At 62.9% G+C, this 23,608-nt stretch carries 23 protein-coding genes; 19 read left to right on the forward strand and 4 right to left on the reverse strand.

Going from position 1 to position 23,608, the window contains the following annotated elements:
- Window positions 1-10 precede the first annotated feature (10 nt).
- Together AC1RQ5_RS02115 and AC1RQ5_RS02120 are read left to right on the forward strand one after the other, a co-directional pair.
- Window positions 11-811, forward strand: a complete 801-nt coding sequence (locus tag AC1RQ5_RS02115; protein ID WP_493196933.1) for an FAD binding domain-containing protein — start codon at window positions 11-13, stop codon at window positions 809-811.
- 253 nt (window positions 812-1,064) lie between these two features.
- Entirely contained in the window at window positions 1,065-2,141 is a 1,077-nt protein-coding gene (locus tag AC1RQ5_RS02120; protein WP_493196934.1) for a CaiB/BaiF CoA transferase family protein, read from the forward strand.
- Window positions 2,142-2,361: 220 nt separating this feature from the next.
- Here the strand turns inward: AC1RQ5_RS02120 and AC1RQ5_RS02125 are convergent, their stop codons facing one another.
- Window positions 2,362-3,363 carry an adenosine kinase gene (locus AC1RQ5_RS02125; RefSeq protein WP_493196935.1) on the reverse strand — a complete coding sequence of 334 codons (1,002 nt, stop codon included), beginning with the start codon at window positions 3,361-3,363 and terminating at the stop codon, window positions 2,362-2,364.
- Window positions 3,364-3,493: 130 nt separating this feature from the next.
- On the opposite strand from AC1RQ5_RS02125, the gene murJ reads away from it, so the two are divergent.
- The 4 genes from murJ to AC1RQ5_RS02145 all read left to right on the forward strand — a co-directional run bounded on the left by murJ (window position 3,494) and on the right by AC1RQ5_RS02145 (window position 7,686).
- Window positions 3,494-5,032 carry a murein biosynthesis integral membrane protein MurJ gene (gene murJ, locus AC1RQ5_RS02130; protein ID WP_493196936.1) on the forward strand — a complete coding sequence of 513 codons (1,539 nt, stop codon included), beginning with the start codon at window positions 3,494-3,496 and terminating at the stop codon, window positions 5,030-5,032.
- 92 nt (window positions 5,033-5,124) lie between these two features.
- Entirely contained in the window at window positions 5,125-6,204 is a 1,080-nt protein-coding gene (gene trpS, locus AC1RQ5_RS02135) for a tryptophan--tRNA ligase (protein ID WP_398484730.1), read from the forward strand.
- A gap of 120 nt (window positions 6,205-6,324) precedes the next feature.
- Window positions 6,325-6,819, forward strand: coding sequence for a universal stress protein (locus tag AC1RQ5_RS02140; protein WP_398484728.1), 495 nt, complete (start codon window positions 6,325-6,327; stop codon window positions 6,817-6,819).
- Window positions 6,820-7,119: 300 nt separating this feature from the next.
- On the forward strand, window positions 7,120-7,686 hold the full coding sequence (locus AC1RQ5_RS02145) for a NifU family protein (RefSeq protein WP_398484726.1): 567 nt from the start codon (window positions 7,120-7,122) through the stop codon (window positions 7,684-7,686).
- Between the two features lie 155 nt (window positions 7,687-7,841).
- Here the strand turns inward: AC1RQ5_RS02145 and AC1RQ5_RS02150 are convergent, their stop codons facing one another.
- Window positions 7,842-9,521, reverse strand: a complete 1,680-nt coding sequence (locus AC1RQ5_RS02150) for a methyl-accepting chemotaxis protein (RefSeq protein ID WP_493196937.1) — start codon at window positions 9,519-9,521, stop codon at window positions 7,842-7,844.
- Between the two features lie 369 nt (window positions 9,522-9,890).
- On the opposite strand from AC1RQ5_RS02150, the gene tsaB reads away from it, so the two are divergent.
- From tsaB to trmB, 11 genes are all read left to right on the forward strand, one after another.
- Complete coding sequence (gene tsaB, locus AC1RQ5_RS02155) at window positions 9,891-10,592, forward strand: tRNA (adenosine(37)-N6)-threonylcarbamoyltransferase complex dimerization subunit type 1 TsaB (RefSeq protein WP_493196938.1); 702 nt, start codon at window positions 9,891-9,893, stop codon at window positions 10,590-10,592.
- Entirely contained in the window at window positions 10,589-11,077 is a 489-nt protein-coding gene (gene rimI, locus AC1RQ5_RS02160) for a ribosomal protein S18-alanine N-acetyltransferase (RefSeq protein ID WP_493196939.1), read from the forward strand. The genes tsaB and rimI overlap by 4 nt, the downstream gene beginning before the upstream one ends.
- A gap of 42 nt (window positions 11,078-11,119) precedes the next feature.
- Window positions 11,120-11,569, forward strand: a complete 450-nt coding sequence (locus AC1RQ5_RS02165) for a Fur family transcriptional regulator (protein ID WP_398484510.1) — start codon at window positions 11,120-11,122, stop codon at window positions 11,567-11,569.
- A gap of 116 nt (window positions 11,570-11,685) precedes the next feature.
- Entirely contained in the window at window positions 11,686-12,384 is a 699-nt protein-coding gene (locus tag AC1RQ5_RS02170) for an HAD family hydrolase (protein WP_493196940.1), read from the forward strand.
- Between the two features lie 271 nt (window positions 12,385-12,655).
- Window positions 12,656-14,071, forward strand: a complete 1,416-nt coding sequence (gene miaB, locus AC1RQ5_RS02175; RefSeq protein WP_493196941.1) for a tRNA (N6-isopentenyl adenosine(37)-C2)-methylthiotransferase MiaB — start codon at window positions 12,656-12,658, stop codon at window positions 14,069-14,071.
- A gap of 4 nt (window positions 14,072-14,075) precedes the next feature.
- Window positions 14,076-15,149 carry a PhoH family protein gene (locus AC1RQ5_RS02180; protein ID WP_493196942.1) on the forward strand — a complete coding sequence of 358 codons (1,074 nt, stop codon included), beginning with the start codon at window positions 14,076-14,078 and terminating at the stop codon, window positions 15,147-15,149.
- A 261-nt stretch (window positions 15,150-15,410) separates the two neighbouring features.
- Entirely contained in the window at window positions 15,411-15,923 is a 513-nt protein-coding gene (gene ybeY / locus AC1RQ5_RS02185; protein ID WP_398483878.1) for an rRNA maturation RNase YbeY, read from the forward strand.
- Window position 15,924: 1 nt separating this feature from the next.
- A complete protein-coding gene (locus AC1RQ5_RS02190) occupies window positions 15,925-17,049 on the forward strand; it encodes a hemolysin family protein (protein WP_493196943.1) in 1,125 nt (374 codons plus the stop codon).
- Window positions 17,046-18,653, forward strand: coding sequence for an apolipoprotein N-acyltransferase (gene lnt / locus AC1RQ5_RS02195; RefSeq protein ID WP_493196944.1), 1,608 nt, complete (start codon window positions 17,046-17,048; stop codon window positions 18,651-18,653). The genes AC1RQ5_RS02190 and lnt overlap by 4 nt, the downstream gene beginning before the upstream one ends.
- Window positions 18,654-18,928: 275 nt before the next feature.
- Window positions 18,929-19,345: a helix-turn-helix domain-containing protein gene (locus AC1RQ5_RS02200; RefSeq protein WP_398483872.1), complete on the forward strand. Its 417-nt coding sequence runs from the start codon at window positions 18,929-18,931 to the stop codon at window positions 19,343-19,345.
- Between the two features lie 243 nt (window positions 19,346-19,588).
- Window positions 19,589-20,299 (forward strand): tRNA (guanosine(46)-N7)-methyltransferase TrmB, encoded by a 711-nt coding sequence (gene trmB / locus AC1RQ5_RS02205; RefSeq protein WP_493196945.1) that lies wholly within the window; start codon window positions 19,589-19,591, stop codon window positions 20,297-20,299.
- A gap of 152 nt (window positions 20,300-20,451) precedes the next feature.
- Here the strand turns inward: trmB and AC1RQ5_RS02210 are convergent, their stop codons facing one another.
- Window positions 20,452-21,456 (reverse strand): 2-hydroxyacid dehydrogenase, encoded by a 1,005-nt coding sequence (locus AC1RQ5_RS02210; protein WP_493196946.1) that lies wholly within the window; start codon window positions 21,454-21,456, stop codon window positions 20,452-20,454.
- 213 nt (window positions 21,457-21,669) lie between these two features.
- On the opposite strand from AC1RQ5_RS02210, the gene AC1RQ5_RS02215 reads away from it, so the two are divergent.
- Both AC1RQ5_RS02215 and AC1RQ5_RS02220 read left to right on the forward strand, forming a co-directional pair.
- Window positions 21,670-22,194, forward strand: coding sequence for an SH3 domain-containing protein (locus AC1RQ5_RS02215; protein WP_493196947.1), 525 nt, complete (start codon window positions 21,670-21,672; stop codon window positions 22,192-22,194).
- Window positions 22,195-22,198: 4 nt separating this feature from the next.
- On the forward strand, window positions 22,199-22,963 hold the full coding sequence (locus AC1RQ5_RS02220) for an SGNH/GDSL hydrolase family protein (protein WP_493196948.1): 765 nt from the start codon (window positions 22,199-22,201) through the stop codon (window positions 22,961-22,963).
- 148 nt (window positions 22,964-23,111) lie between these two features.
- On the opposite strand, the gene irrA is transcribed toward AC1RQ5_RS02220, so the two are convergent.
- Entirely contained in the window at window positions 23,112-23,579 is a 468-nt protein-coding gene (irrA, locus tag AC1RQ5_RS02225; protein ID WP_398483862.1) for an iron response transcriptional regulator IrrA, read from the reverse strand.
- Window positions 23,580-23,608: the final 29 nt, after the last annotated feature.

Consider the following 23,608-nt stretch of genomic DNA (forward strand, 5'->3'; position numbering starts at 1 on the left):
GGAGGCGACCATGTACGAGACCACCTATCACCGCGCCGCCAGTGTCGATGAAGCAACCGCACTGCTCGCCAAGAATCCCGACGCCAAATTTCTCGCCGGCGGCCACACGCTGCTGCCGGTGATGAAGCAACGCCTCGCCGGTCCGAGTGACGTCATCGACATCGCAAGAATCAAGGACCTGATCGGCATCGAGGTGACCTCCGACGCGCTGATCATCAAGGCCGCGACGACCTATTACGACATCACGCAAAGCACCGCGGCGAAGAAAGCTATCCCGGCGATCGTCCATCTGACGGAAGTGCTCGGCGACCCCGCCGTGCGCTATCGCGGCACCATCGGCGGCTCGCTCGCCAATAACGATCCGGCGGCGGACTATCCGGCCGCTGTGCTTGCATTGAATGCAACTGTGAAAACCAACAAGCGCGAGATTGCCGCGGCTGATTTCTTCCATGGTCTGTTCACGACGGCGCTGGAAGATGACGAGATCATCACCGCGGTCTCGTTCCCGATACCCGCCAAAGCCGGCTACGCCAAGATGCGCCACCCGGCCTCGCGCTTCGCAATGACGGGCGTGTTCGTCGCGCAAATGCAAGACGGCGAAGTCCGCGTTGCCGCCACCGGCGCAGCGCAGGATGGCGTCATGCGCGTGTCGGCCATCGAGGCCGCCCTTAAACCAAACTGGTCCACAAGCGCCATCGACGGCGTATCGATTTCCGCTGACGGACTGATGGGCGACATCCACGGCTCCGCCGCCTATCGCGCCAATCTGATCAAGGTGATGGCGCAAAGGGCTGTAGAGGCTGCGGGATAGCGATACGCCTTTCTGTGTCGTTGCCCGGCTCGACCGGGCAACGCAGTAGACACCGCTGCGAGCGGTAGCACACAGCATTTGCTGCAGTGCATACTGGATCGTCCGGTCAAGCCGGGCGATGACAGCAGGATATTCCACGCATAGCCGTATGCATCGCTGCGGCCACAAGCGACTTGCTCTCGTCAATTGCGGCGTTCACAGTTTTCCGAAAGAACGATCTCGTTTCGAGGTCGCATCAACACGGGAAACGCACGTGACCAGCAAACTCTCCGGCCCACTGAAGGGCACACGCATTGTCGAATTCGCCGGCATCGGCCCGGGTCCCTTCGCCTGCATGCTGCTCGCCGATATGGGCGCTGAAGTCATCACGCTGGTCCGCCCGAAGCAGCACCCCAAGGGCGCCTCGGCGCGCGGCCGCAAGATTGTCGAGGTCGATCTCAAGGACAAGGCCAGCATCGCGCAGGTGCTGTCGCTGCTGGACAGCGCCGACGCGCTGGTGGAAGGCTATCGCCCCGGCGTAATGGAGCGCCTCGGCCTTGGCCCGGATGTCGTGCTCGGCCGTAACAAGAAACTCGTCTACGGCCGCATGACCGGCTGGGGACAGGACGGCCCGCTGGCGCAGGCCGCCGGCCATGACATCAACTACATTTCCATCACCGGTGCGCTCGCCGCCATCGGTGGCGCCGACAAGCCGGTGCCGCCGCTCAACCTGGTCGGCGATTTCGGCGGCGGCTCCATGTATCTCGTGATGGGCCTGCTCGCCGCGATGCTGGAAGCCAGTAAATCCGGTCAGGGCCAGGTGGTGGACGCCGCCATGTGCGACGGTGCGGCCTCGCTGATCACCATGTTCTTCGACATGACAGCCGCCGGCCGCTGGAAGGAAGAGCGCGAAAGCAACATGCTCGACGGCGGCGCGCATTTCTACGGCGTCTATGAATGCAGCTGCAGCAACTTCATCTCGATCGGCTCCATCGAACCGCAGTTCTATGCGCAATTGCGCGAGCTCGCCGGACTGGGCGATGCGCATTTCGATGCGCAAATGGACCAGAAGCAGTGGGCGGCGTTGAAGGACAAGTTGGTCGCGGTGTTCAAGACCAAGAGCCGCGACGAATGGTGCAAGATCATGGAAGGCACCGATGTCTGCTTCGCGCCTGTGCTGACCATGTCGGAAGCGACCAAGCATCCGCATATGGTCGCGCGCGAAGTCTTCATCCAGCAGGACGGCGCGACCCAGCCGGGCCCGGCACCGCGATTCTCGCGCACCCCATCAGCGGCGCGTATGCCGGTGAAGTCGGAGCTGGGTGAGGCTGTGAAGGGCTGGGCCAACTAGAAGCGAAGGCGCACCTCTGCTCCCTCCCCCAAGCGGCGAAGCCGCGCAGCGGGGAGGGTGGCGCGAGCCTGACGAAGCGAAGCTTCGTTATGGCGAGTGACGGGTGGGGTGCTTCCCCAAACTCCGACGTCACGTGGGGATAGACCCCACCCGACCGGCCCAAGAGGGCCGGCCACCCTCCCCGCTGCGCCGCTTCGCGGCTTGGGGGAGGGAAAGACAACTACACCGGCAGACCGTTCTTCTGTGCCAGCTCCTTCAGCGACACCTGCGGGCGTGCGCCGATATGCTGGATCACTTCCGCTGCCGCCAGCGCGCCAAGCTTGCCGGCATTCTCGTAACCGGCATTGCGGACGAGGCCGAACAGGAAGCCCGCCGCGAACAGGTCGCCGGCGCCGGTGGTGTCCACCAGCTTCTCGATCTTGTGTGCCGGCACCGCGACAACGCCATCGCTCGAGGCCACGACGCAGCCCTTCTCGCTGCGGGTGACGATGCCGAGCCGGGTGTCCTTGCGGAGTTCGCCCAGAGCCGCGTCAAAATTGTCGGTCTCGTAGAGCGAGCTCAACTCGGCTTCGTTGGCAAAAATGATATCAACGGTGCCATTGCGCATCAGGTCGAGGAATTCGCTGCGATAGCGGCCGACGCAGAACGCGTCCGACAGGGTCAGCGCCACCTTGCGGCCGGCATCATGGGCGATCTTCGAGGCCTTGACGAAGGCTTCCTTGGCGCTGGCCGGATCCCACAGATAGCCTTCGAGATAGACATATTGCGAAGCCGCGATCGCCGCCGGATCGATATCTTCCGGCGTCAGGTCCTGCGCCGCGCCGAGATAGGTGTTCATGGTGCGCTCGCCATCCGGCGTCACCAGAATGTACGAGCAGCCGGTGGCGGGGCCTGCCGCAGCAGGCTTTGTCTCATAGCTAACACCGGCCGAGCGGATATCTTGGCTATAAAGCTTGCCGATCGCATCATCCTTGACCTTGCCGACATAGGCGACATTGGCGCCGAGGCTGGCGAGGCCGACAATGGTGTTGGCGGCCGAGCCGCCGGACATTTCCGTGGCCTTGCCCATCGCGTCATAGATCGCCTTGGCGCGGGCTTCGTCGATCAGCGCCATGCCGCCTTTGTTCATCTGATGGGTGGCCAGGAAGGCGTCGTCGGTCTGCACCAGCACGTCGAAGATCGCGTTGCCGATCGCAAGCACGTCGTATTTCGCTGAAGTCATTAAGATTATCCCGTTGCGGCGATTGCGGGGGCGGGGCGAATGGTTTTCAACTCACCCCGCTGCGGCCTGATGGCTGCGACTATCACACCCCGCCCGGCGCCAGCAAGGATGCCTCCCCCGTGACGGTTCCATGATCCGCTCGATTTTGATGGTTTCCACGGGGACGCTGGCCTCGCGGCTGCTTGGCTTTGCGCGCGATACCATGGTCGCAGCGCTGCTGGGGGCAGGCGCGGTGGCGGATGCGTTTCTGGTGGCGTTTCAGCTCGTCAATGTGATCCGGCGCCTGCTCACCGAAGGCGCGCTGAATGCGGCACTGATCCCGGCCTGGTCGCGCATCAATGCGACGGAAGGACCGGAAGCGGCCGCTGCTTTCGCAGGGCGTGTGTTGTGCACGATCGGCGCTGCGGTTCTCGTCGCAGCGCTGGCGATCGGCCTCGCGATGCCCATGGTGATTGCGCTGGTGGCGCCCGGTTTCATTGGCCAGGCGACGCTGCAACTCGCCGTCGATCATGCACGGCTGATGCTGCCTTATCTTGCCTTCGCCGGGCCGGTGACGGTGATGATGGGGCTCTACAATGCGCAAGGACGCTTTGCGCTGACGGCGTTTTCGCCGCTGCTGTTCAATGGCGCATTGATCGCCGTGATGACGCTATTGCTGGTGTTTCCGCAGGCAGCAACCACTGCCGCTATGGTAATGGCGGCGACGGTCGGAATCGCCGGTTTTCTGCAGTTGTCGATGCTTCTGTTGCGGCAACACAGCGGCAGACTTGCGGCACCCTTGCGGCTGTCGCTCGACGGCCAGATGCGCGGATTTTTACGCAAAGCGCTGCCCGGAATGGTCGCCAGTTCCGGTCCGCAGCTCCTGATCGTCGGCGCCGCCATCATCGCATCATCGATGCCATCGGCGGTGTCATGGCTGTACTTCGCCAATCGCCTGATCGAACTGCCGCTCGGCATCGTCGGCACGGCCATGGGCACCGTGCTGATCCCCGAACTGACGCGTGCGGCGCGTGACGATGATCATGCGCTGATGACCCATGCGCAATCGCGCGGCATCGAGCTGGCGACCGGACTGACATTGCCAGCGACATTGGGGCTCATCGTGCTGAGCTACCCCATCGTGCGGCTGCTGTTCGAGCATGGTGCGTTCACCGCGAAAGATACCGTAGCCACCGCACAGGCAATGATCTGGCTCGCATTGGCTCTGCCTGCGCATGTGCTCATCAAGGCGCTGTCGCCGGCATTTTTCGCGCGCGAGAATACGCATGCGCCGCTGATGGCGACGGTGATCGGATTGGTGGTTGCGATCGTTGCGGCTTACGGGCTCGGCACATCCTTCGGCGCGAGCGGCATCGCGGCGGCGATTGCGCTGGCGGCGTGGAGCAGCGCGATCGTGCTGATGGTCCAGGGTGGGCGCTCATTCGGCTGGGCAATCGATGCGGATGCGAAGCGGCGACTGCCGATCATCGTGCTCGCCGCAGCGGTGATGGGCGGGCTGTTGTGGTTGCTGGCGCAAGTCACGCCGGGTGCCGATCACAAACTTGCTCAGGCTATGCTGCTGGCGCTGCAGATCGCTTGCGGGCTGGCGATCTACGCCGTGCCGCTCCTGCTCACTGGCGCCCTGCGCTGGCGGGATATCCGTGCTTCGCTCAAAAAGCCCGCCGCCTGACTTCACGACATTGGTCATGGACGCCGCCCGGCAGCTATGGCAAGGGACGCGCCGGCCCGCATTCCACCCGCGGGCTTCAGAGGAACTCGGCTATGTCATCTGCTCCAACGGCATCCAACCCGCCCGCATTCACCCAGCGCGTCTTTTCCGGCGTGCAGCCGACCGGCAACCTGCATCTCGGCAACTATCTCGGCGCCATCGTCAACTTCGTCAAATTGCAGGAGCAGTATAGCTGCCTGTATTGCGTGGTCGACATGCACGCGATCACCGTGGCGCCCAGCGTCTGGGGCGGCCCGGATGAACTGCGCCGCTGCACCCGTGAAGTCACTGCCGCCTTCATCGCCTCGGGCATCGACCCGAAGAAGCAGATCATCTTCAACCAGAGCCAGGTCGCCGGCCATGCCGAGCTCGCCTGGATCTTCAATTGCGTCGCCCGCCTCGGCTGGCTGAACCGCATGACCCAGTTCAAGGAGAAGGCCGGCAAGGATCGCGAGAACGCGTCCGTCGGCCTTTACGACTACCCTGTGCTGATGGCTGCCGACATCCTGCTGTATCGCGCCACGCATGTGCCGGTCGGCGAAGACCAGAAGCAGCATCTGGAGCTTGCACGCGACATCGCGCAAAAATTCAACAATGACTTCTCGGAGTCGATTGCGAAGCAGGGTCACAATGGTCCCTTCTTCCCGCAGCCCGAGCCTGTGATCACGGGCCCGGCCACGCGCGTGATGAGCCTGCGCGACGGCACCAAGAAGATGTCGAAGTCCGATCCGTCGGACTATTCGCGCATCAATCTCACCGACGATGCCGACGCCATCGCACAAAAGATCCGCAAGGCGAAGACCGATCCGGAGCCATTGCCGTCGGAAGAAAAAGGCCTCGAGCCAAGGCCGGAGGCCGACAATCTCGTTGGTATCTATGCGGCGCTGTCGGGCCGCGCCAAGGCCGATATTCTGAGCGAATTCGGCGGCGCGCAGTTTTCCGGCTTCAAGTCGAGCCTCGTCGATCTCGCTGTCGAGAAACTGTCGCCGGTCGCGAATGAAATGAAGCGTCTGTCGGCGGATCACGCTTACGTCGATGCGGTGCTGGCCGATGGCAGCGACCGCGCGCGCGCGATTGCCGATCAGACCATGACGTCCGTCAAGGACATCATGGGCTTTGTACGCAAACGGTAATTCAAAGCATTCTCCATGTCTTCGCCACAATCGGCGCGATGCAGGCTCACACCTGCGTCGCGCTTGTCGAACGCGCATGTGCCGTGGCAGCATGGAGATCAGCCAAGCATCGGGACATGCATGAGCACACAGCGACGTAGTTATGAAAGCGGCCACAAGCCGAAATGCCTCGTGGTCGTCGATGACAGCGAGGAATGGGATCGCGCGGTGTATTACGCCTCGCGCTGGGCCGTACGTGTCGGCGGCGGCGTGGTGATGCTGCGCGTCATCGATACCGAGGACCGCAACCAGCAATGGCTCGGCGTTGCCGATGTGATGCGCGCCGAAGCCGAGGAAGGCGCCAATGCCGCCCTTGATCGCGCCTCCGGCCGCGCCAATGGCCTGGCCGCGATCACGCCCGAGCGCGTGATCCGCGAAGGCGAGCCGACGGAACAGATCCTCGATGTGATCGACAAGGATGTCGATATTTCCATGCTGGTGCTGGCGGCCTCCGCCGGGGCCGAGGGGCCAGGGCCGATCGTGACCATGATGGCCAAACTGGTGGGCTCGTTCCCGGTGCCGGTGGTGATCGTGCCGGGCAGTTTGACGGATCTGGATATCGACGCACTGTCGTGATCTTCCCTCGCCCCGCATCTTGCGCGGGGAGAGGGTGGCCGCGCGATAGCGCGGTCGGGTGAGGGGCGGGGCACAAGGCCCGCCAAACCAAGACCCTCCCAAATCGCACGAATCCGATCCGAGAGACCGGCGTTCCCGGCTCCTAATGTGCCATGCCCCTCACCCGGCGCGAAGACGCACCGACCTCTCCCCGCAAAAGGGCGGGGAGAGGTAAGAACACCTTGATTCGTGCCTTTTTCATCGCCATCTGCTAGGGACACCCCACGCGCCGGCCTTGAACCGGCGACGCAGGAGCAAACGATGTTCATCCAAACCGAAGCGACCCCCAATCCCGCCACGCTGAAGTTCATCCCGGGCCGGGATGTGCTGACCAGCGGCACCATGGAATTCACCACGCCGGACGCCGCCGAGCGCTCGCCGCTGGCGCAAAAGCTGTTCGCCGTGAAGGGCGTGACCGGCGTGTTCTACGGCGCCGATTTCGTCACCGTCACCAAGGACGACAGCGACTGGCAGCACCTCAAGCCCGCCATCCTCGGCGCGATCATGGAACACTACATGTCCGGCGCGCCGCTGCTCGCCGACGGCAGTGCGCCCGCAGGCGACATCGATGATGAAGACGAGTTCTTCGACGAGAACGACGCCGAGACGGTGGACACGATCAAGGACCTGATCGAGACCCGCGTGCGCCCGGCCGTTGCCAATGATGGCGGCGACATCACCTTCCGCGGCTTCAAGGACGGCATCGTCTATCTCGCCATGAAGGGCTCCTGCTCGGGCTGCCCGTCATCGACGGCGACGCTGCAGCACGGCATCCAGAACCTGCTGAAGCATTTTGTGCCGGAAGTGCAGGAAGTGCGGCCGATGTGATCTTCCTTCTCCCCCGCATGCGGGGAGAAGGTGGCGCTGCGAAGCGGCGCCGGATGAGGGGGCTCTCCGCAGGCTCGGAGCACGTGGAGAGCCCCCTCACCCGCCCCGGCTTCGCCGGGTCGACCTCTCCCCGCAAGCGGGGCGAGGTAAGAAAGCTACCGCCCGATGCTTGCCGCTTCTTCCGCGGCGCGCTGCATGCTGGACGACATCTCGTTCGTCACCACGCTCTGCTCTTCCACTGCTGCGGCCGTCGCTGTCACATATTCGCTGACGTTCTGAATCTCGCTCTTGATCGCATTCAGCGCATCGACGACGTCGCCGGAGATGCCGTTGAGGCTGCCGATCTCGCTGGAGATGCGATCGGTGGCCTGCTTGGCCTGGGTCGCGAGATTCTTCACTTCGGAAGCCACCACCGCAAAGCCGCGACCGGCCTCGCCCGCGCGCGCCGATTCGATCGTCGCATTCAGCGCCAGCAGATTGATCTGGCCGGTGATGTTGCCGATCAGTTCGACAATGCCGCTCATGGCCTGCGCCGCCGCAGCCAATCGCTGTGCCTGGCCATCGGCAATCTCGACCTTGCCGACCGCCGTCATCGCGGTCTCGCGTGACTTCGTCATGGCTTCGGAGATCTCGCGCACCGATGCGTTGAGTTCTTCAGCGCCAGCGGCGACCGATTCCATCATGCCGCGGACGCGTTCACTCTTCATCCGCGCGATCACCTGCGCGGTGACGTCGGACGCGTATTTCACGACCTTGTAGGGCCGGCCGTTGAGATCGAAGATCGGATTGTAGGAGGCCTGAATCCAGACCTGCTTGCCGTGTTTGCCGATGCGCTGATACTCGGCGGTCTGATAATCGCCGCGGCGCAGGCTGGACCAGAAGGCCTGATAGGCATCGGTGCCGCGTTCATCGCCCGGTACGAACATGCTGTGGTGCTTGCCCTGGATCTCCGACAGCGCATAGCCCATGACCGACAGGAAGTTCTCGTTGGCATTGAGCACGATGCCATCGAGATTGAACTCGATCACGGCCTGCGACTTGCCGATCGCCTCGATCTGCCCGGAAAAATTCGCCGTGCGCAGCTTCTGCTCGGTCACGTCGGAGGCAAATTTGATGATCTTGATCGGCGCGCCGGTCTCGTCAAGAATCGGATTATAGGTCGCCAGTATCCAGACTTCCTTGCCGCCCTTGCCGAGCCGTTTGTATTCGGCTGCCTGATACTCGCCGCGATTGAGGCTGGCCCAGAACTCACGATAGGTCGCGCTATCCCGATCCGCCGGCATCACGAACATGCTGTGATGCTTGCCGCGGATCTCGCCCAGCGAATAGCCCATGGCATCGAGAAAGATCTGATTGGCCGACACGATGGTGCCGTCCAGGTTAAATTCGATCATCGCCTGCGAGCGTTCGATGGCTGCGATCTTGCCGCTGTCCTCAAGGCCGCGCATTTTCTGCGCGGTGATGTCGCTGCAGAATTTGACGATGCGTATCGGCTTGCCCGCCTCGTCCAGGATCGGATTGTAGGATCCCTGGATCCAGACCTCGCGGCCATCCTTGCCGAGACGCTTGAATTCGCCGGACTGATAGACGCCGCGATTGAGCCCCGTCCAGAAATCGAGATAGGCGGCGCTGCCGCGCGCATCCGGCAACACGAACATGCTGTGGTGCTTGCCCTGGATTTCGGCGAGCGTGTAGCCCATCGTCGCCAGGAAATTCTCGTTCGCAGTGATGATGGTGCCATCGAGATTGAATTCGATCAGCGCCTGCGACTTGTTGATCGCCGTCGCTTTTGCAAGCGCATCGCGTGCGGCCGTTGTCGTCAACCACTGCAACATCGAAATAACTTTCTGTATGGCTTCCCGGGAAATCGCGTCGTCAAATATAAACCAGACCGGCCGGCAAAGATGGATCGGACACCTTTGCGCCTGCTGGTATCCTTCTCTCATCGATGTCCGAAAAATTGATTAAGTGGGAACCTCGATTGCACGCGATACCCGTGGCTTGCGCATGCCCGGATCTGAAATTAGCGCGGCACGTCAGGCACTTCGCTATGACTTGGCGACAAAGATAAATATTATAGCTGAATGGCGCCGGCCTCCCCGGACTGCTCGCGCAAGTGAAAGCGGCATGGCCTTACCCGCATCCGAATACTATAGATACGCAACCGAACGCTCCGTTCCCGCTCCGACAGAACCGCCAACGACATGCTGCTTCTTGCCATCGACACCGCTCTCGACGCCTGCGCCGCCGGTATCCTCGATACGGCCACCGGGCAGCTGATCGCGCATGAATCGCAGCCGATGAAGCGCGGCCATGCGGAGGCGCTGATGCCGTTGCTGGCGCGGGTGATGCAGCAATCCGGCATCGCTTTTGCGGAGCTCGACCGGATCGCGGTGACGACCGGGCCGGGCAGTTTTACCGGCCTGCGTGTCGGCCTTTCCGCCGGCCGCGGTATCGGCCTTGCCGCCGGCAAGCCCGTGGTCGGCGTCACCACGCTGACGGCCTATGCGGCGCCGGTGGTGACACGGAACGGCGATGCGCCCGTGATCGCCGCCATCGATGCGCGGCATGACCATGTGTATGTCCAGGCGGTGAGCGGCAGCGGCACCGCGCTGCTGCGCCCCTGCGTGATCCCGATCGACGAGGCCGTCGAGGCCGCGCGCTTCGGCGCGCCGCATCTGGTGGGCAATGCCGCAAACCTGCTGGCGTCGCGCTGGCCGGCCGATGCGCCGCAACCGATCGTCGTCGATGAGCAGGCCGCGCCCGATATTTCCTGGGTGGGCTGGCTGGGTGCCGCCGTCGATCCGCAGACCGCGCTGGCGCGACCATTCTATCTGCGCGCGCCCGATGCCAAGCCGCAATCGAGCCTGATGGGCGGGCTCGGCCAAACACAGCCGGCCCCATGACCATCGGTTCCCTGCTTCGGCTATTTCGACGCAGCCCTCCTGCGATCGAGCCGGCCACGCCGAAAGATGCGGCGCAACTGGCGCGCTTGCATGGCGCATCGTTTCATCGCGGCTGGGGCGACGGTGAATTCGACCAGATGCTGCGTGAGCAGAACACGCTGATCCATCGCCTCCGGCAGGGCCGCAACATCATCGGCTTTGCCGCATCGCGGATCGCCGCGGATGAAGCCGAGATCCTCTCCATCGCAGTTGCGCCGGAGCAGCGTGGCCGTGGATTGTCGCGCACATTGTTCATGACCCATCTCGGCCATCTCGCCGGACGCGGCGTGCGTACCGTGTTTCTCGAAGTGGAGGAAAACAATATGCCGGCACGGAAGCTTTATGACCGCACCGGCTTTGCGGTGGTGGGCCAGCGCGCGCGCTATTACAAAGAAGCGGATGGCACGGAATTGAACGCCCTGATCATGCGCCGCGACTTGTCCTGACGGCGCGCCGATGGCAAAAGAAGCCATAGTGAGATCGGCACCATGACGGCATTAAAATCGAGTTCTTCCAAAGTGGACAGTATCGAATCGCGTTGCGCTGCAACGGGCATGCGCATGACCGAACAGCGCCGCGTGATCGCGCGCGTGCTGGCGGAGGCCGACGATCATCCGGATGTGGAAGAGCTCTATCGCCGCTGCGTCGCCATCGACGACAAGATCTCGATCTCGACGGTGTATCGTACCGTCAAGCTGTTCGAGGACGCAGGGATCATCGAGCGTCATGATTTCCGCGAAGGCCGTGCGCGCTACGAGACCATGCGCGATACGCATCATGATCATCTGATCAATCTGCGTGACGGCACCGTGATCGAATTCACGTCTGAAGCGATCGAGAAATTGCAGGCGGAAGTCGCCGCCAAGCTCGGCTACAAGCTCGTCGACCACCGGCTCGAACTGTATTGCGTGCCGCTGGACGAGGATAAGAAGGGGTGAGCCGTACCCCCTCCGTCATTGCGAGCGCAGCGAAGCAATCCAGAAAGCCAAGTGAAGGAACAGCTGGATTGCTTCGTCGCCAAGAGGCTCCTCGCAATGACGGCTGAAAGAATCATATGAGTTTCGATCTCGTCATTTTCGATTGCGACGGCGTGCTCGTCGATAGCGAGGCGCTGGCCTGCGTGGTGCACGCGGATGTGCTGACGGCCTATGGCTATCCGATCACCTCGGCACAGGTGCATGAGCGCTTTCTCGGCCGCTCGGCGCGCGAGGCGCGGGCGGAGGTCGAGGCTGAACTCGGCCGCGTGCTGCCGGATGACTATACGAATGCGCTGCGCTCGACGATCGACCGGGTGTTTGGCGAGCAACTGCAGCCGGTGCCGGGAATCGGCGATGTGCTGGCCGGCCTCGCGCAGCAGAAATGTGTCGCCTCCTCGGGGACGCCAACCCGCATCCGCTCGAGCCTCACCACCACGAAACTGATCCATCATTTCGGCGAGCATCTCTATTCGGCGTTGCAGGTGGAACGCGGCAAGCCGGCGCCCGACCTGTTTCTGTTCGCCGCCGCCCAGATGGGCGTCGAGCCCGCCCGCTGCGTGGTGATCGAGGACAGCATCCACGGGGTCACAGGGGCCGTGGCGGCGGGCATGACGGTGTTCGGCTTCCATGGCGGCGCCCATTGCAGCCCGGCCACCGCAGGCGCTCTGCAGGCCACCGGAGCACATCTGGTGTTCGACGACATGCGGCGCCTGCCGGCGCTGATCGACGCCGGCTTGCCCGGCGCGCGGGCCTTTGATCCGGCCTATCGCATATGAATCGCGAGAAATTCCCGCGGCCATCCTTCGAGACGCCGCTCCGCGGCTCCTCAGGATGAGGGCTGAGTATGGCGCTATAGAAGACCCTCATGGTGAGGAGCCCGCAAGGCGGGCGTCTCGAACCATGCAGGCCAAGCACCATCCCCAAGCCTTTGATCCAACCTAACCCGTTGTAACGCTTATATTTTGCCGCTGGCGCTGGATTTATCGGGTGCGAGCCTATAATTGAACGCTGCGCGCGTGACGCGCTTTCTCCAAGTTTTCGGGTTCCATGACCACCGCGCCGCGCAAGCTGCACATCAAATCCTTCGGCTGCCAGATGAACGTCTACGATGCCCAGCGCATGGTGGACACGCTGGCGCCTGAGGGATTCATCGAAACGGCCAATGCCGACGATGCGGATCTGGTGATCCTCAATACCTGCCACATCCGCGAGAAGGCCTCCGAGAAGGTCTATTCCGAGCTCGGCAAGCTGCGCCTCGCCAAGGCGGAGGCCGCCCAGCACGGCAAGCAGATGAATGTGGTGGTGGCCGGCTGCGTCGCCCAGGCCGAGGGCGACGAGATCATCCGCCGTGCGCCGGTGGTCGATGTCGTCGTGGGGCCGCAGAGCTATCACAACCTGCCGCAACTGCTCGCCAAGGCGCGCGGCGGTGAACGCGCGCTGGATACGGATTTCCCGGTCGAGGACAAGTTCGGCTTCCTGCCGGCGCCGAAGCCGGCTGCGATCCGCGCCCGCGGCGTCTCGGCGTTCGTGACGGTGCAGGAAGGTTGCGACAAGTTCTGCACCTTCTGCGTGGTGCCTTATACCCGTGGCGCCGAAGTCTCGCGCCCGGTCAGCCAGATCATCGCCGATACCGAGCGTCTGGCCGATAACGGCGTGCGCGAGATCACGCTGATCGGCCAGAACGTCAACGGCTATCACGGCGAAGGCCCGGATGGCCGGCCCTGGGCGCTGGGGACGCTGATCTTCCGGCTTGCCGAGATCCCCGGCATCGCCCGCATCCGCTATTCCACCAGCCATCCCCGCGATGTCGAGGACACGCTGATCGCGGCGCATCGCGACCTGCCGCAGCTGATGCCCTTCGTGCATCTGCCGGTGCAGTCCGGTTCGGACCGAATCCTCGCCGCTATGAACAGAAAACATACGGCAGCCGATTATCGGCGGGTCATCGACCGTTTTCGTGACGGACGGCAAGACATTGCTTTCACGTCGGATTTCATCGTCGGCTTCCCCGGCGAGACGGAACAGGATTTTTCCGACACACTCGCGCTCGTCACACAAATCGGTTACGCTGGTGCGTATTCGTTCAAGTATTCGCCTCGGCCGGGTACACCGGCTGCGGAGTTGCAGGAGACGGTGTCACAGGCTGACATGGACGAGCGATTGGCGCGGTTACAGTCACTGATCGACAGCCAGCAAGCGGCCTTCAACAAGGCTGCCGTCGGCCAGACCGTCGATGTGCTGTTCGAGCGCGCCGCGCGCAATCCCGGCCAGATCGTCGGCCGTACGGCCTATCTGCAGCCTGCTCACGTGATGGCCTCCGCCGACATCATCGGCAAAATTCTTCCGGTCCAGCTTGAAAGCCTCGAGCGCTACAGCCTCATCGGCACGCTCGCGTCAGCCTCGCATCCTAATCTTTTGTCGCCTGAGTTATCGCAGCCAGTCCTCACCGCCACGGGAGCCTGAATTCTTGGCAAAGAGTGCATCGGATTCGTCTTCGCTCGCTGCTCGCAAACCCGACTTCACCGCCTCGGCCGAGACGCAGGTCGTCATCGATTTCGATGACAACCGGGCCGCCTCCGCCCTGGTCGGCCCTTACGGCCAGAACCTCGCGCTGGTCGAGCGACGACTGAATGTCGTTGTCGATTCCCGCGGCAATCACATCACCCTCACCGGCACCCGAGATGCCTGCGATGCGGCCCGCCGCGTGCTCGAAATGCTCTATACGCAAGCCGCGCAGGGCATCGAGCTGGCGCAAGGCGATGTGGAAGGCGCGATCCGCGCCACGCTGGCACAGGGCTCGCTGTTTCCGTTCGATCCCAAGAATCCGTCGAAGCCGATCTCGAATTTCGAAGCCGTCAATCTGCGCAAGCGCCCGGTCCGCGCACGCACGGCGGCACAGGACTCCTATATCCGCGCACTGAAGAGCCACGAACTCGTATTCGGCGTCGGACCGGCCGGCACCGGCAAGACCTGGCTCGCGGTGGCGCATGCCTGCATGCTGTTCGAGCGCAAGGAAGTGGATCGCATCATCCTGTCGCGCCCCGCGGTGGAAGCCGGCGAACGCCTCGGCTTTTTGCCGGGCGACCTCAAGGAAAAGGTCGATCCGTATCTCCGCCCGATCTATGACGCGCTCTATGACCTGATGGATGCGCGTGTGGTCGAACGTGCGCTGGCCGCCAACGAGATCGAAATCGCGCCGCTCGCCTTCATGCGCGGCCGTACACTGACCAATGCCGCAATCATTCTCGACGAAGCGCAGAACACCACATCGATGCAGATGAAGATGTTTCTCACCCGCCTTGGCGAGAACAGCCGCATGATCATCACAGGCGACCCGTCGCAGGTCGACTTGCCGAACGGCCAGGTCTCCGGCCTTGCCGAAGCCGTGAAACTGCTCGACGGCGTACCCGGCATCGCGCAGGTGCATTTCAAGGGCGAAGACGTGGTTCGCCATGAACTGGTCGGCCGCATCGTCGCTGCCTATGAGAAAGCGGCGCCGAAGCCTGCCACGACCACAGCGGCGGCGAAGGATAGATCGTGAGCCAACAACGCCCAACCATCCGCTTGAGCTCTGACACCTCTCCCCTCCGGGGAGAGGTCGATCCGGCGAAGCCGGAGCGGGTGAGGGGGCGCCACATGCTCCGTCCGAGCGAAGCCCCCTCACCCGGATTGCTGCGCAATCCGACCTCTCCCCGGAGGGGAGAGGTGGTCGAGCGTCGCTGCCAAATATCGCTGTAGTACAAATAAACAGAAGGAACGGCGGATCTGCGATAAGGTCCGTCGAAGAGAAAACTATTCAATCATGACGACCCATATCCCACCCGCGACCGAGGTTCTCGCCGTCGCCGACTGCTGGTCCGCCGAGCCTGAGGCCGACGCGATCATCCATCGCGCCATCGAGGCCGCATCCGGCATGGTCGAGGACGACACCGCCGATGCCGAACTCGCCATCATGCTCACCGACGATGCCGGCATCCGCACGCTGAACAACAACTGGCGCGGCATGGACAAGGCGACCAATGTGCTGTCCTTCCCCGCACTGCAGCCGCCGGAAGGCGCGCAGGTGGCGGACGATATCCCGAAAATGCTTGGCGATATCGCCATCGCCTATGAGACGACCCGCCGCGAGGCGGATGACGAAGACAAGCCCTTCGCCAATCATCTCAGCCATCTCGCCATTCACGGCTTCTTGCATCTCGTCGGCTACGACCACGAGAATGACGCGGAAGCCGAAGAGATGGAGCAGAAAGAGCGCGAGATCCTGGCCACCCTCGGCATTCCCGATCCCTATGCCAATCAGGGCGAGGTGATCTGACATGCCGGAGGGCGATAGTAACAACACGACGAGCAACCTTCCCGCCATCGTGCATGACGGCGAGGTCATCCGCCCGTCTGCCGAGACCTGGCTGACGCGCGCGATCCGCTCGCTGTTCGGCTGGAAGACCGGATCGGTGCGTGCCGATCTGCAGGTGGTGCTCGATGCATCGGAGCCGGCAGAGACCGGCTTCTCCACCGTCGAGCGCACCATGTTGCGCAACATTCTCGGCCTCAACGAGCGCCGCATCGCCGACGTGATGGTGCATCGCTCCGACATCGTGGCGGTCAAGCAGGACATTTCGCTCGGCGAATTGATGAGCCTGTTCGAGAGCGCCGGCCATTCGCGCCTCGTGGTCTATAACGAGACGCTCGATGATCCCGTCGGCATCGTCCATATCCGCGACATGCTCGGCTACATGACCATCAAGGCCCGCAAGGAGCCGAAGCCCGCGGCTGCGACGACGGCGCCAACGACCACGACCAGGCGCAAGAAGGCGCTGCCGGCAGGCCTCGACCTGCGCAGCGTCGATCTCGCGCAGGCGCTGATCGAGACCGGCATCATCCGCAAGCTGCTCTATGTACCGCCATCCATGCGCGCCATCGACCTGCTGGCACAGATGCAGGCCGCTCGCCTGCATCTCGCGCTCGTGGTCGACGAATATGGCGGCACCGACGGCCTCGTCTCCATCGAGGACATCGTCGAGCAGATCGTCGGCGAGATCGATGACGAGCATGACAGCGAAGAACCGCCCTCCATCGTCAAGCAGGGCGACTATTTCATCGCCGATGCCCGCACCAGCCTCGACGAAGCACGCAAATTGATCGGCCAGGATTTCGAGACCGGCGAAGACGGCGAGGATGTCGAAACGCTGGGCGGCTACATCGTCACCCATGTGGGTCGCCTGCCCGTGCGCGGCGAAGTGATCGCCGGCCCCGGCGAATTCGAGATCGAAGTGCTCGATGCCGATCCGCGCCGCGTCAAACGGCTGCGCATCGGCCCACGCAAGGAGCGCCCTGCTCCGCGCGCGCCGCGCAAGCGTGGCACCGCCCCCGACACCGCCAATTCGCAATCCACTGACGCTGCGAATCCGCCCCCCTCCGGAGACAGTGCGGGAACGCCGTGATCCCCAAACAACTGCGCAATGTCGCACTCAGCATCATTCTTGCCTGGGGCTGGAAGCGTGCAGCCATCGCCGTCCTTGCCGGCGCCGTCTCGTCGCTGGCGATGGCGCCGTTCAATGCGTGGCCGATCCTCTTCGTCACATTCCCCGTCGTCGTCTGGCTGATCGACGGCGCGGCTGCCGGCAAGATGCGCGGCATTCCCGCGGCCGCCATGGCCGGCTGGTGGTTCGGCTTCGGTTACTTCGTGCCGGGCCTGTACTGGATCGGCTACGCGTTCCTCGTCGATGCCGACACATTCGCCTGGTTGCTACCCGCCGCGATCTGCGGCCTGCCCGCCTATCTCGCGCTCTACACCGCGCTCGGCTTTGCGATCGCGCGGCTGCTCTGGACCAAGGATGCCTCGCGCGTGCTGGCGCTTGCGGCCAGCCTCACCGTCGGCGAGTGGCTGCGCGGGCACATGCTCACCGGCTTTCCATGGAATTCGTTTGGCTATGCACTGACCGAGCCGCTGGCGCTGGCGCAGACCATGTCGCTGATCGGCCTGTGGGGCATGACGTTCATTGCCGTGGCGATCTTCGCATCGCCCGGCGTGTTGATCGACGGCCGCTCGCGCACGCGGCACCCGTGGCTCGCGCCTGTGCTGGCCTTGTCGCTGCTGATCGTGATGGGCATCTACGGCGCCATCCGTCTCGGCAGCACGCCGACAGAATTCGTCGCCAATGTGAAGCTGCGGATCATGCAGCCCAACATCTCGCAGGACAAACGCTTCAACTATTCCGCCAAGGCGGATGTGATGAGCAAATATCTGGCGCTGTCCGATCGCTCCACCGGTCCCGAGAACAGCGGCGTCGGCTCGGCCAATGTGCTGATCTGGCCGGAATCCGCTTTCCCGTTCTTCCTGTCGCGCGAAGCCGATGCGATGGCACAGATCGCGGACCTGCTGCCGAAGGGCACCGTGCTGATCACCGGCGCCGTGCGCCCGCCGGACCAACCGCCCGGCACGCGCGTCACCCGTGCCTATAATTCGATCTTCGTGATCGATCACGACGGCACCTTCCTCTCCGTCTATGACAAGCTGCATCTGGTGCCGTTCGGCGAATATCTGCCGTTCCAGAATGTGCTGGAAAAGATCGGCCTGCAGCAGCTCACAAAAGTGCATGGCGGCTTCATTCCGGGCCTCAGGCGCAAGGTGATGGATGTGCCCGGCGCACCGAAGATGCTGCCGCTGATCTGCTACGAGGCGGTCTTCCCCGACGACATCGTCATCCAGAATGATCGTCCCGGCTGGATCGTGAATCTGACCAATGACGGCTGGTTCGGCATTTCCACCGGGCCCTATCAGCATCTACAGCAGAGCCGGGCTCGCGCAATCGAAGAAGGGCTCCCGCTGGTTCGCGCAGCGAATACCGGGATTTCCGTTGTCGTCGATCCCGTCGGCCGCATCGTCGCGCAGCTCGGTCTTGGTATCGAGGGCGTGCTGGATTCCCGCCTGCCTGCGGCGATTCAGCCCACCTTTTACGCGAAGACCGGCGATCTTCCCGCAATGATTGGTATCGCCCTGGCGATCGTGTTCGTGGCGCGCCGCCGGACCAAGTCCCGCGTTTGATTAGTATCTTAATTATTTTAGATAGTTACGATCGTCCCTGCGCATTTGATATTTCGCAGGATGCCTAAGCCTAAAGGCTTTCTTAGCTAGCTTTATTCGCTTTAGTTCTCGATATTTGAGAAATAACTATCTTTGGGTGCAAATTTTCTACTTAGGAAGATTTACGCGGCCGTTATATAGTCTATTAGGATACCGTCGGCTCGCCACTGATGCCGATCTGCGACGGGCGTCTTCTCTGCTCCGTCTCCCCTATTTTGTGATCAGGAGTGTTTGAGATGTCGACGAAAGCGCCCAATCCTGTTGACAAATATGTCGGCAGCCGTGTGCGCATGCGCCGCATTATGCTGGGCATGAGTCAGGAAAAATTGGGCGAAGCGCTCGGTCTGACATTTCAGCAAGTACAGAAATACGAGAAGGGCACCAACCGCGTCGGCGCCAGCCGCCTGCAACAAATCTCGGAGATCCTGCAGGTGCCCGTGTCGTTCCTGTTCGAGGGCGGCCCCGGTGCTATCGAAACCGCCAACGGCTTTGGTGAGGCGGCTTCGCCGACTTATGTCTCGGACTTCCTCGCCACATCCGAAGGTCTCGCACTGACACGCGCATTCACGCGCATCAGCGATGCCAAGCTTCGCCGCAGCATCGTCGATCTCGTCGAACAGATCGCCGCGCGGGAAGTGACCGAACAGAAGTAGAGCCTTTTTGGATTGAGACCACCACCGTCCTCATGGTGAGGAGCGCGCCCTTTGGCGCGCGTCGCGAACCATGGCGTTTATCGCCCATCCCTTGCGAATGGCTACGCCATTCGCTGGGAGACGCCGCGCAAACGCGCGGCTCCTCAGGATGAGGGAGAGTGAGCGGAGAGGACGCGTCTTTTCGGCCGGTATTCGTCATCGCCCCGATAGCGCCGCGCGCATTTCGGCGCTATCACCCCGGCCATGACGACTGACGACACCACCGACGAATCCAAACGCTATACCGGCTCCTTCTTCGGACGCCGCAAGGGCCACAAATTGCGCGATCATCAGGCCGGCCTGATGGCCGAGCTGCTGCCTGCGCTGACCGTGGACATCACGCAGTCCGCACCCGACGATCTGCGCAAGCTGTTCGACGCTGGAATCGACGCCGTACGCCTCGAGATCGGCTTTGGCGGCGGCGAGCATCTCGTGGCCGAAGCGCTGGCGCATCCGCATATCGGCTTCATCGGTTGCGAGCCCTATATCAACGGCATGGCCAAGATCCTGGTGCAGATCGAGGCGCAGAACATCCGCAACATCCGCCTTGTCGCCGGTGATGCCGCGGAGCTTTTGAACTGGGCACCCGCGCAATCGCTGACGCGCATCGACCTGATCCATCCCGATCCGTGGCCGAAGAAGCGACACTGGAAGCGCCGCTTCGTGCAGGACAAGACCCTCACCGAAATGACGCGCGTGCTGGTGCCGCAGGGCGAGTTTCGGTTCGTCTGCGATATCGAGAGCTATGTGGCGTGGACGCTGTGGCACGTCACGCGATCGCCGGCTTTCGTGTGGCTCGCCGAGCGCGCCGATGACTGGCGCCTGCCGTGGCCGAACTACACGATGACGCGCTATGGCCGAAAGGCCACGCGCGAGGGGCGCAAGGCGGCGTATTTGATGTTTCGGTTGAAGTGAGAGCTACCACTCGCCTGTCATCGCCCGGCCGTGTGCGCAATTGCGCGCTAGGACCGGGCGATCCAGTAAACACCGGAGCTGATACTGCACTGACATCGATTACTGGATCACCCGCTTTCGCGGGTGATGACAGTTGAGAATACCGACGCGCCTCACAACATATTCGCCAGCACGCGATCCGGCGGCTTGTGCGCGTCCAGGAATGCGCGGATGTTGATGATCACCTTCTCGCCCATCTCGACGCGGCCTTCCACCGTCGCCGAGCCCATATGCGGCAGCAGCAGCACCTTGCCGGCCTTGGCGAGACGCACCAGTTTCGGATTCACCGCAGGCTCGTGCTCGAACACGTCGAGCGCGGCGCCGGCGATGTCGCCGGCTTCGATCAGCTTGGTCAGCGTCTCTTCGTCGATCACCTCGCCGCGCGCGGTGTTGACGATATAGGCATCCTTGCGGATCAGCTTGAGACGGCGCGCTGACAACAGGTGGAACGTGGCCGGCGTATGCGGGCAGTTCACCGAGATGATGTCCATGCGCGCCAGCATCTGGTCGAGCGAGTCCCAATAGGTGGCGCCGAGTTCGTCGGCGATGACCGGGGCGACCGGCTTGCGGTTGTGATAGTGGATCTGCAGCCCGAACGCCTTGGCGCGACGCGCCACCGCCTGGCCGATGCGGCCCATGCCGATGATGCCGAGGCGTTTGCCGCCAAGGCGCCGGCCGAGCATCCAGGTCGGCGACCAGCCCTGCCAGTCCTCGCGGCCCTCGGTGAGGATCGCGGCCCCCTCGATCAGGCGGCGCGGCACCGCGAGGATCAGCGACATGGTCATGTCGGCCGTATCTTCGGTGAGCACTTTCGGCGTGTTGGTGACGGTAATGCCCTTCGCCTGCGCAGCGGCGACGTCGATATTGTCGACGCCATTGCCGAAATTGGCGATCAGCTTCACCTTGCAGTCGGGCCGATCGAGCAAGTCCTTGGTGATTTCGTCGGTGACGGTGGGGACCAGCACATCGGCGGTGCGGATCGCCTCGGCGAGCTGTTCCTGGGTCAGCGGCACATCATCGACATTGAGGCGGGCGTCGAACAATTCGCGCATCCGCGTCTCGATGGAATCCGGCAGACGGCGGGTGACGACAACGAGGGGCTTTTTCTTGACCGTCATATCCTGCTCACTCGCGCCTTGTTCGTTCAGTCCGCATTAACCCGGTTGATCGAAACTCCGGCAGCCGCGCAAATGCACCGTTTCCTCGGGTTCCCCGACACTTAACCGAGTGTTTTGGGGCCTTGGTCCTCTCTATCAGAGAACCGGGCCGAAACAAGAACCTGCGGGCGAGCGTGCAATGCGACAAACATGGAATGGGGCGAGGTTGGGTTAATGGCGTCGGGGCGTTTTGCGTATGCGGGTTTGGCGGCAGCATTCATCGTCACCGCGATCGGTCCGGCCTTCGCCGCGAACACGCTCCCCATCGGTGCCAGCGGCCTGCCGGTGCCGCGTTATGTCAGCCTGAAATCCGACCATGTGAATGTCCGTGCCGGCCCCACCAAGGATAACGACGTGGCCTGGGTCTATACCAAGGCCGGGCTGCCCGTGGAGATCACTGCCGAATACGAGAACTGGCGCCGGGTCCGCGATTCCGAGGGATCGGAAGGCTGGGTGTATCACTCGCTGCTGTCCGGCCGCCGCACCGCGGTGGTGACCATGAAGCAGAAGGACGAGCTGGCTTCGATCTATGACGATCCCAATGCCAGCAGCGCCGTGGCCGCGCGGCTGCAGGCCGGTGTCGTGGCGCAGGTGAAGCGCTGCAAGGATGGCTGGTGTCGCGTGATCGGCAACGGTTTCGACGGCTGGATCCAGCAGGAACGCCTGTGGGGCGTCTATCTCGACGAGAAGGTCAACTGACCGGATGCGCAGCGGCCTGCTGGCCTTTGCCCTGGCGCTGCTGCCGCAACTGGCGCTCGCGCAATCGGCGGCGGACAAATGTCTCGCTGTCGGGCAGCGCCTGACAGAGGCGGCACCGCTTGCTCGCACTGCGAATGCGCTTCAGGCCAATGGCTCCTTGCGCATCGTCGCCATCGGCTCGTCATCGACGCGCGGACTGTGGCAGACCGATTCCGCACTGACTTATCCAGGCATGCTGAAATCCGAACTGGAGCGGCTGAGGCCGGGCCTGCAGGTCTCGATCACCAATAGCGGGCGCAATGCCGATACGATCCCCGGCAATGTCGCGCGGTTCGAGCGCGATGTGTTCGCGCACAGACCGGATCTCGTGATCTGGCAGATCGGCACCAATGACGTGACCTGGCTGCAGAGCAGCGGCAGCCTCACCGGGAAAATCGTCGAGGGCATCCGGCAGATCAAAGCCAAGGGCGCCGATGTGGTGCTGATGGACCAGCAATATGCGCCGGTGATCCTGGCCTCGAACTACAGCAAGATGCAGGCGAGCATTGCCGAGGCGGCGAAGCAGGAGAATGTGCCGCTGTTCTCGCGCTTCGACCTGATGCGCCGCGCTGTGGAAGGCGGACTGTCGATGTCCGCGCTGACGAGCATGGATGGATTGCACAGCTCGGCCGATGGCTATGCCTGCACCGGCCGCGGGCTGGCCCGCGCGATCGTGGCGGCGATGCCTGCAAACGAAAACGCGCCGGCGAAACGCCAGCGCGGAAAATAGCGACCTACTCCGCCCTCATGGTGAGGAGCGCGCGCTTGCGCGCGTCTCGAACCATGGAAGCGAACTCCGCGGCTCATCCTTCGAGACGCGGCCGAAGATGGCCGCTCCTCAGGATGAGGGGGAGAGTATGTAGCGAAGAATTTTTAGCTCAGCGCTTCTTGCGCAGGCGGACGACCATGTCGATGCGGCTGATCTCGAAGCCTTCCGGCACGTCCGGCATCTTGGTCAGAACGAGGCTCTGGTTCGGGATATCGACCAGCTCGTGATTGTTCTCGAAATAATAGTGGTGATGCGTGGTCACATTGGTATCGAAATACGTCTTCGTACCATCGACACTAACCTGACGGAGCAGACCGGAATCGGTCAGCTGGTTCAGCGTATTGTAGACGGTCGCCAGCGACACCGGCACCTTGGCCAGGGTGGCTTCCTCATAGAGCATTTCAGCGGTGAGATGGCGGGCGCCCTTGCCGAACAGCAGCCAACCCAGCGCCATGCGCTGACGGGTGGGACGCAGGCCGACCGACTGCAGCATCTCGTTGACGTCATGCCACGGGCAACCAGTCAGGGCCGGCTGGCGGCCATGATTGATTTCGGCAACCGCGGTTGCATCGTCCATCGTTGAAATGCTGTCGCTCATATCCACGT

It is taken from the genome of Tardiphaga sp. GW821-FHT12E02, assembly GCF_058807155.1.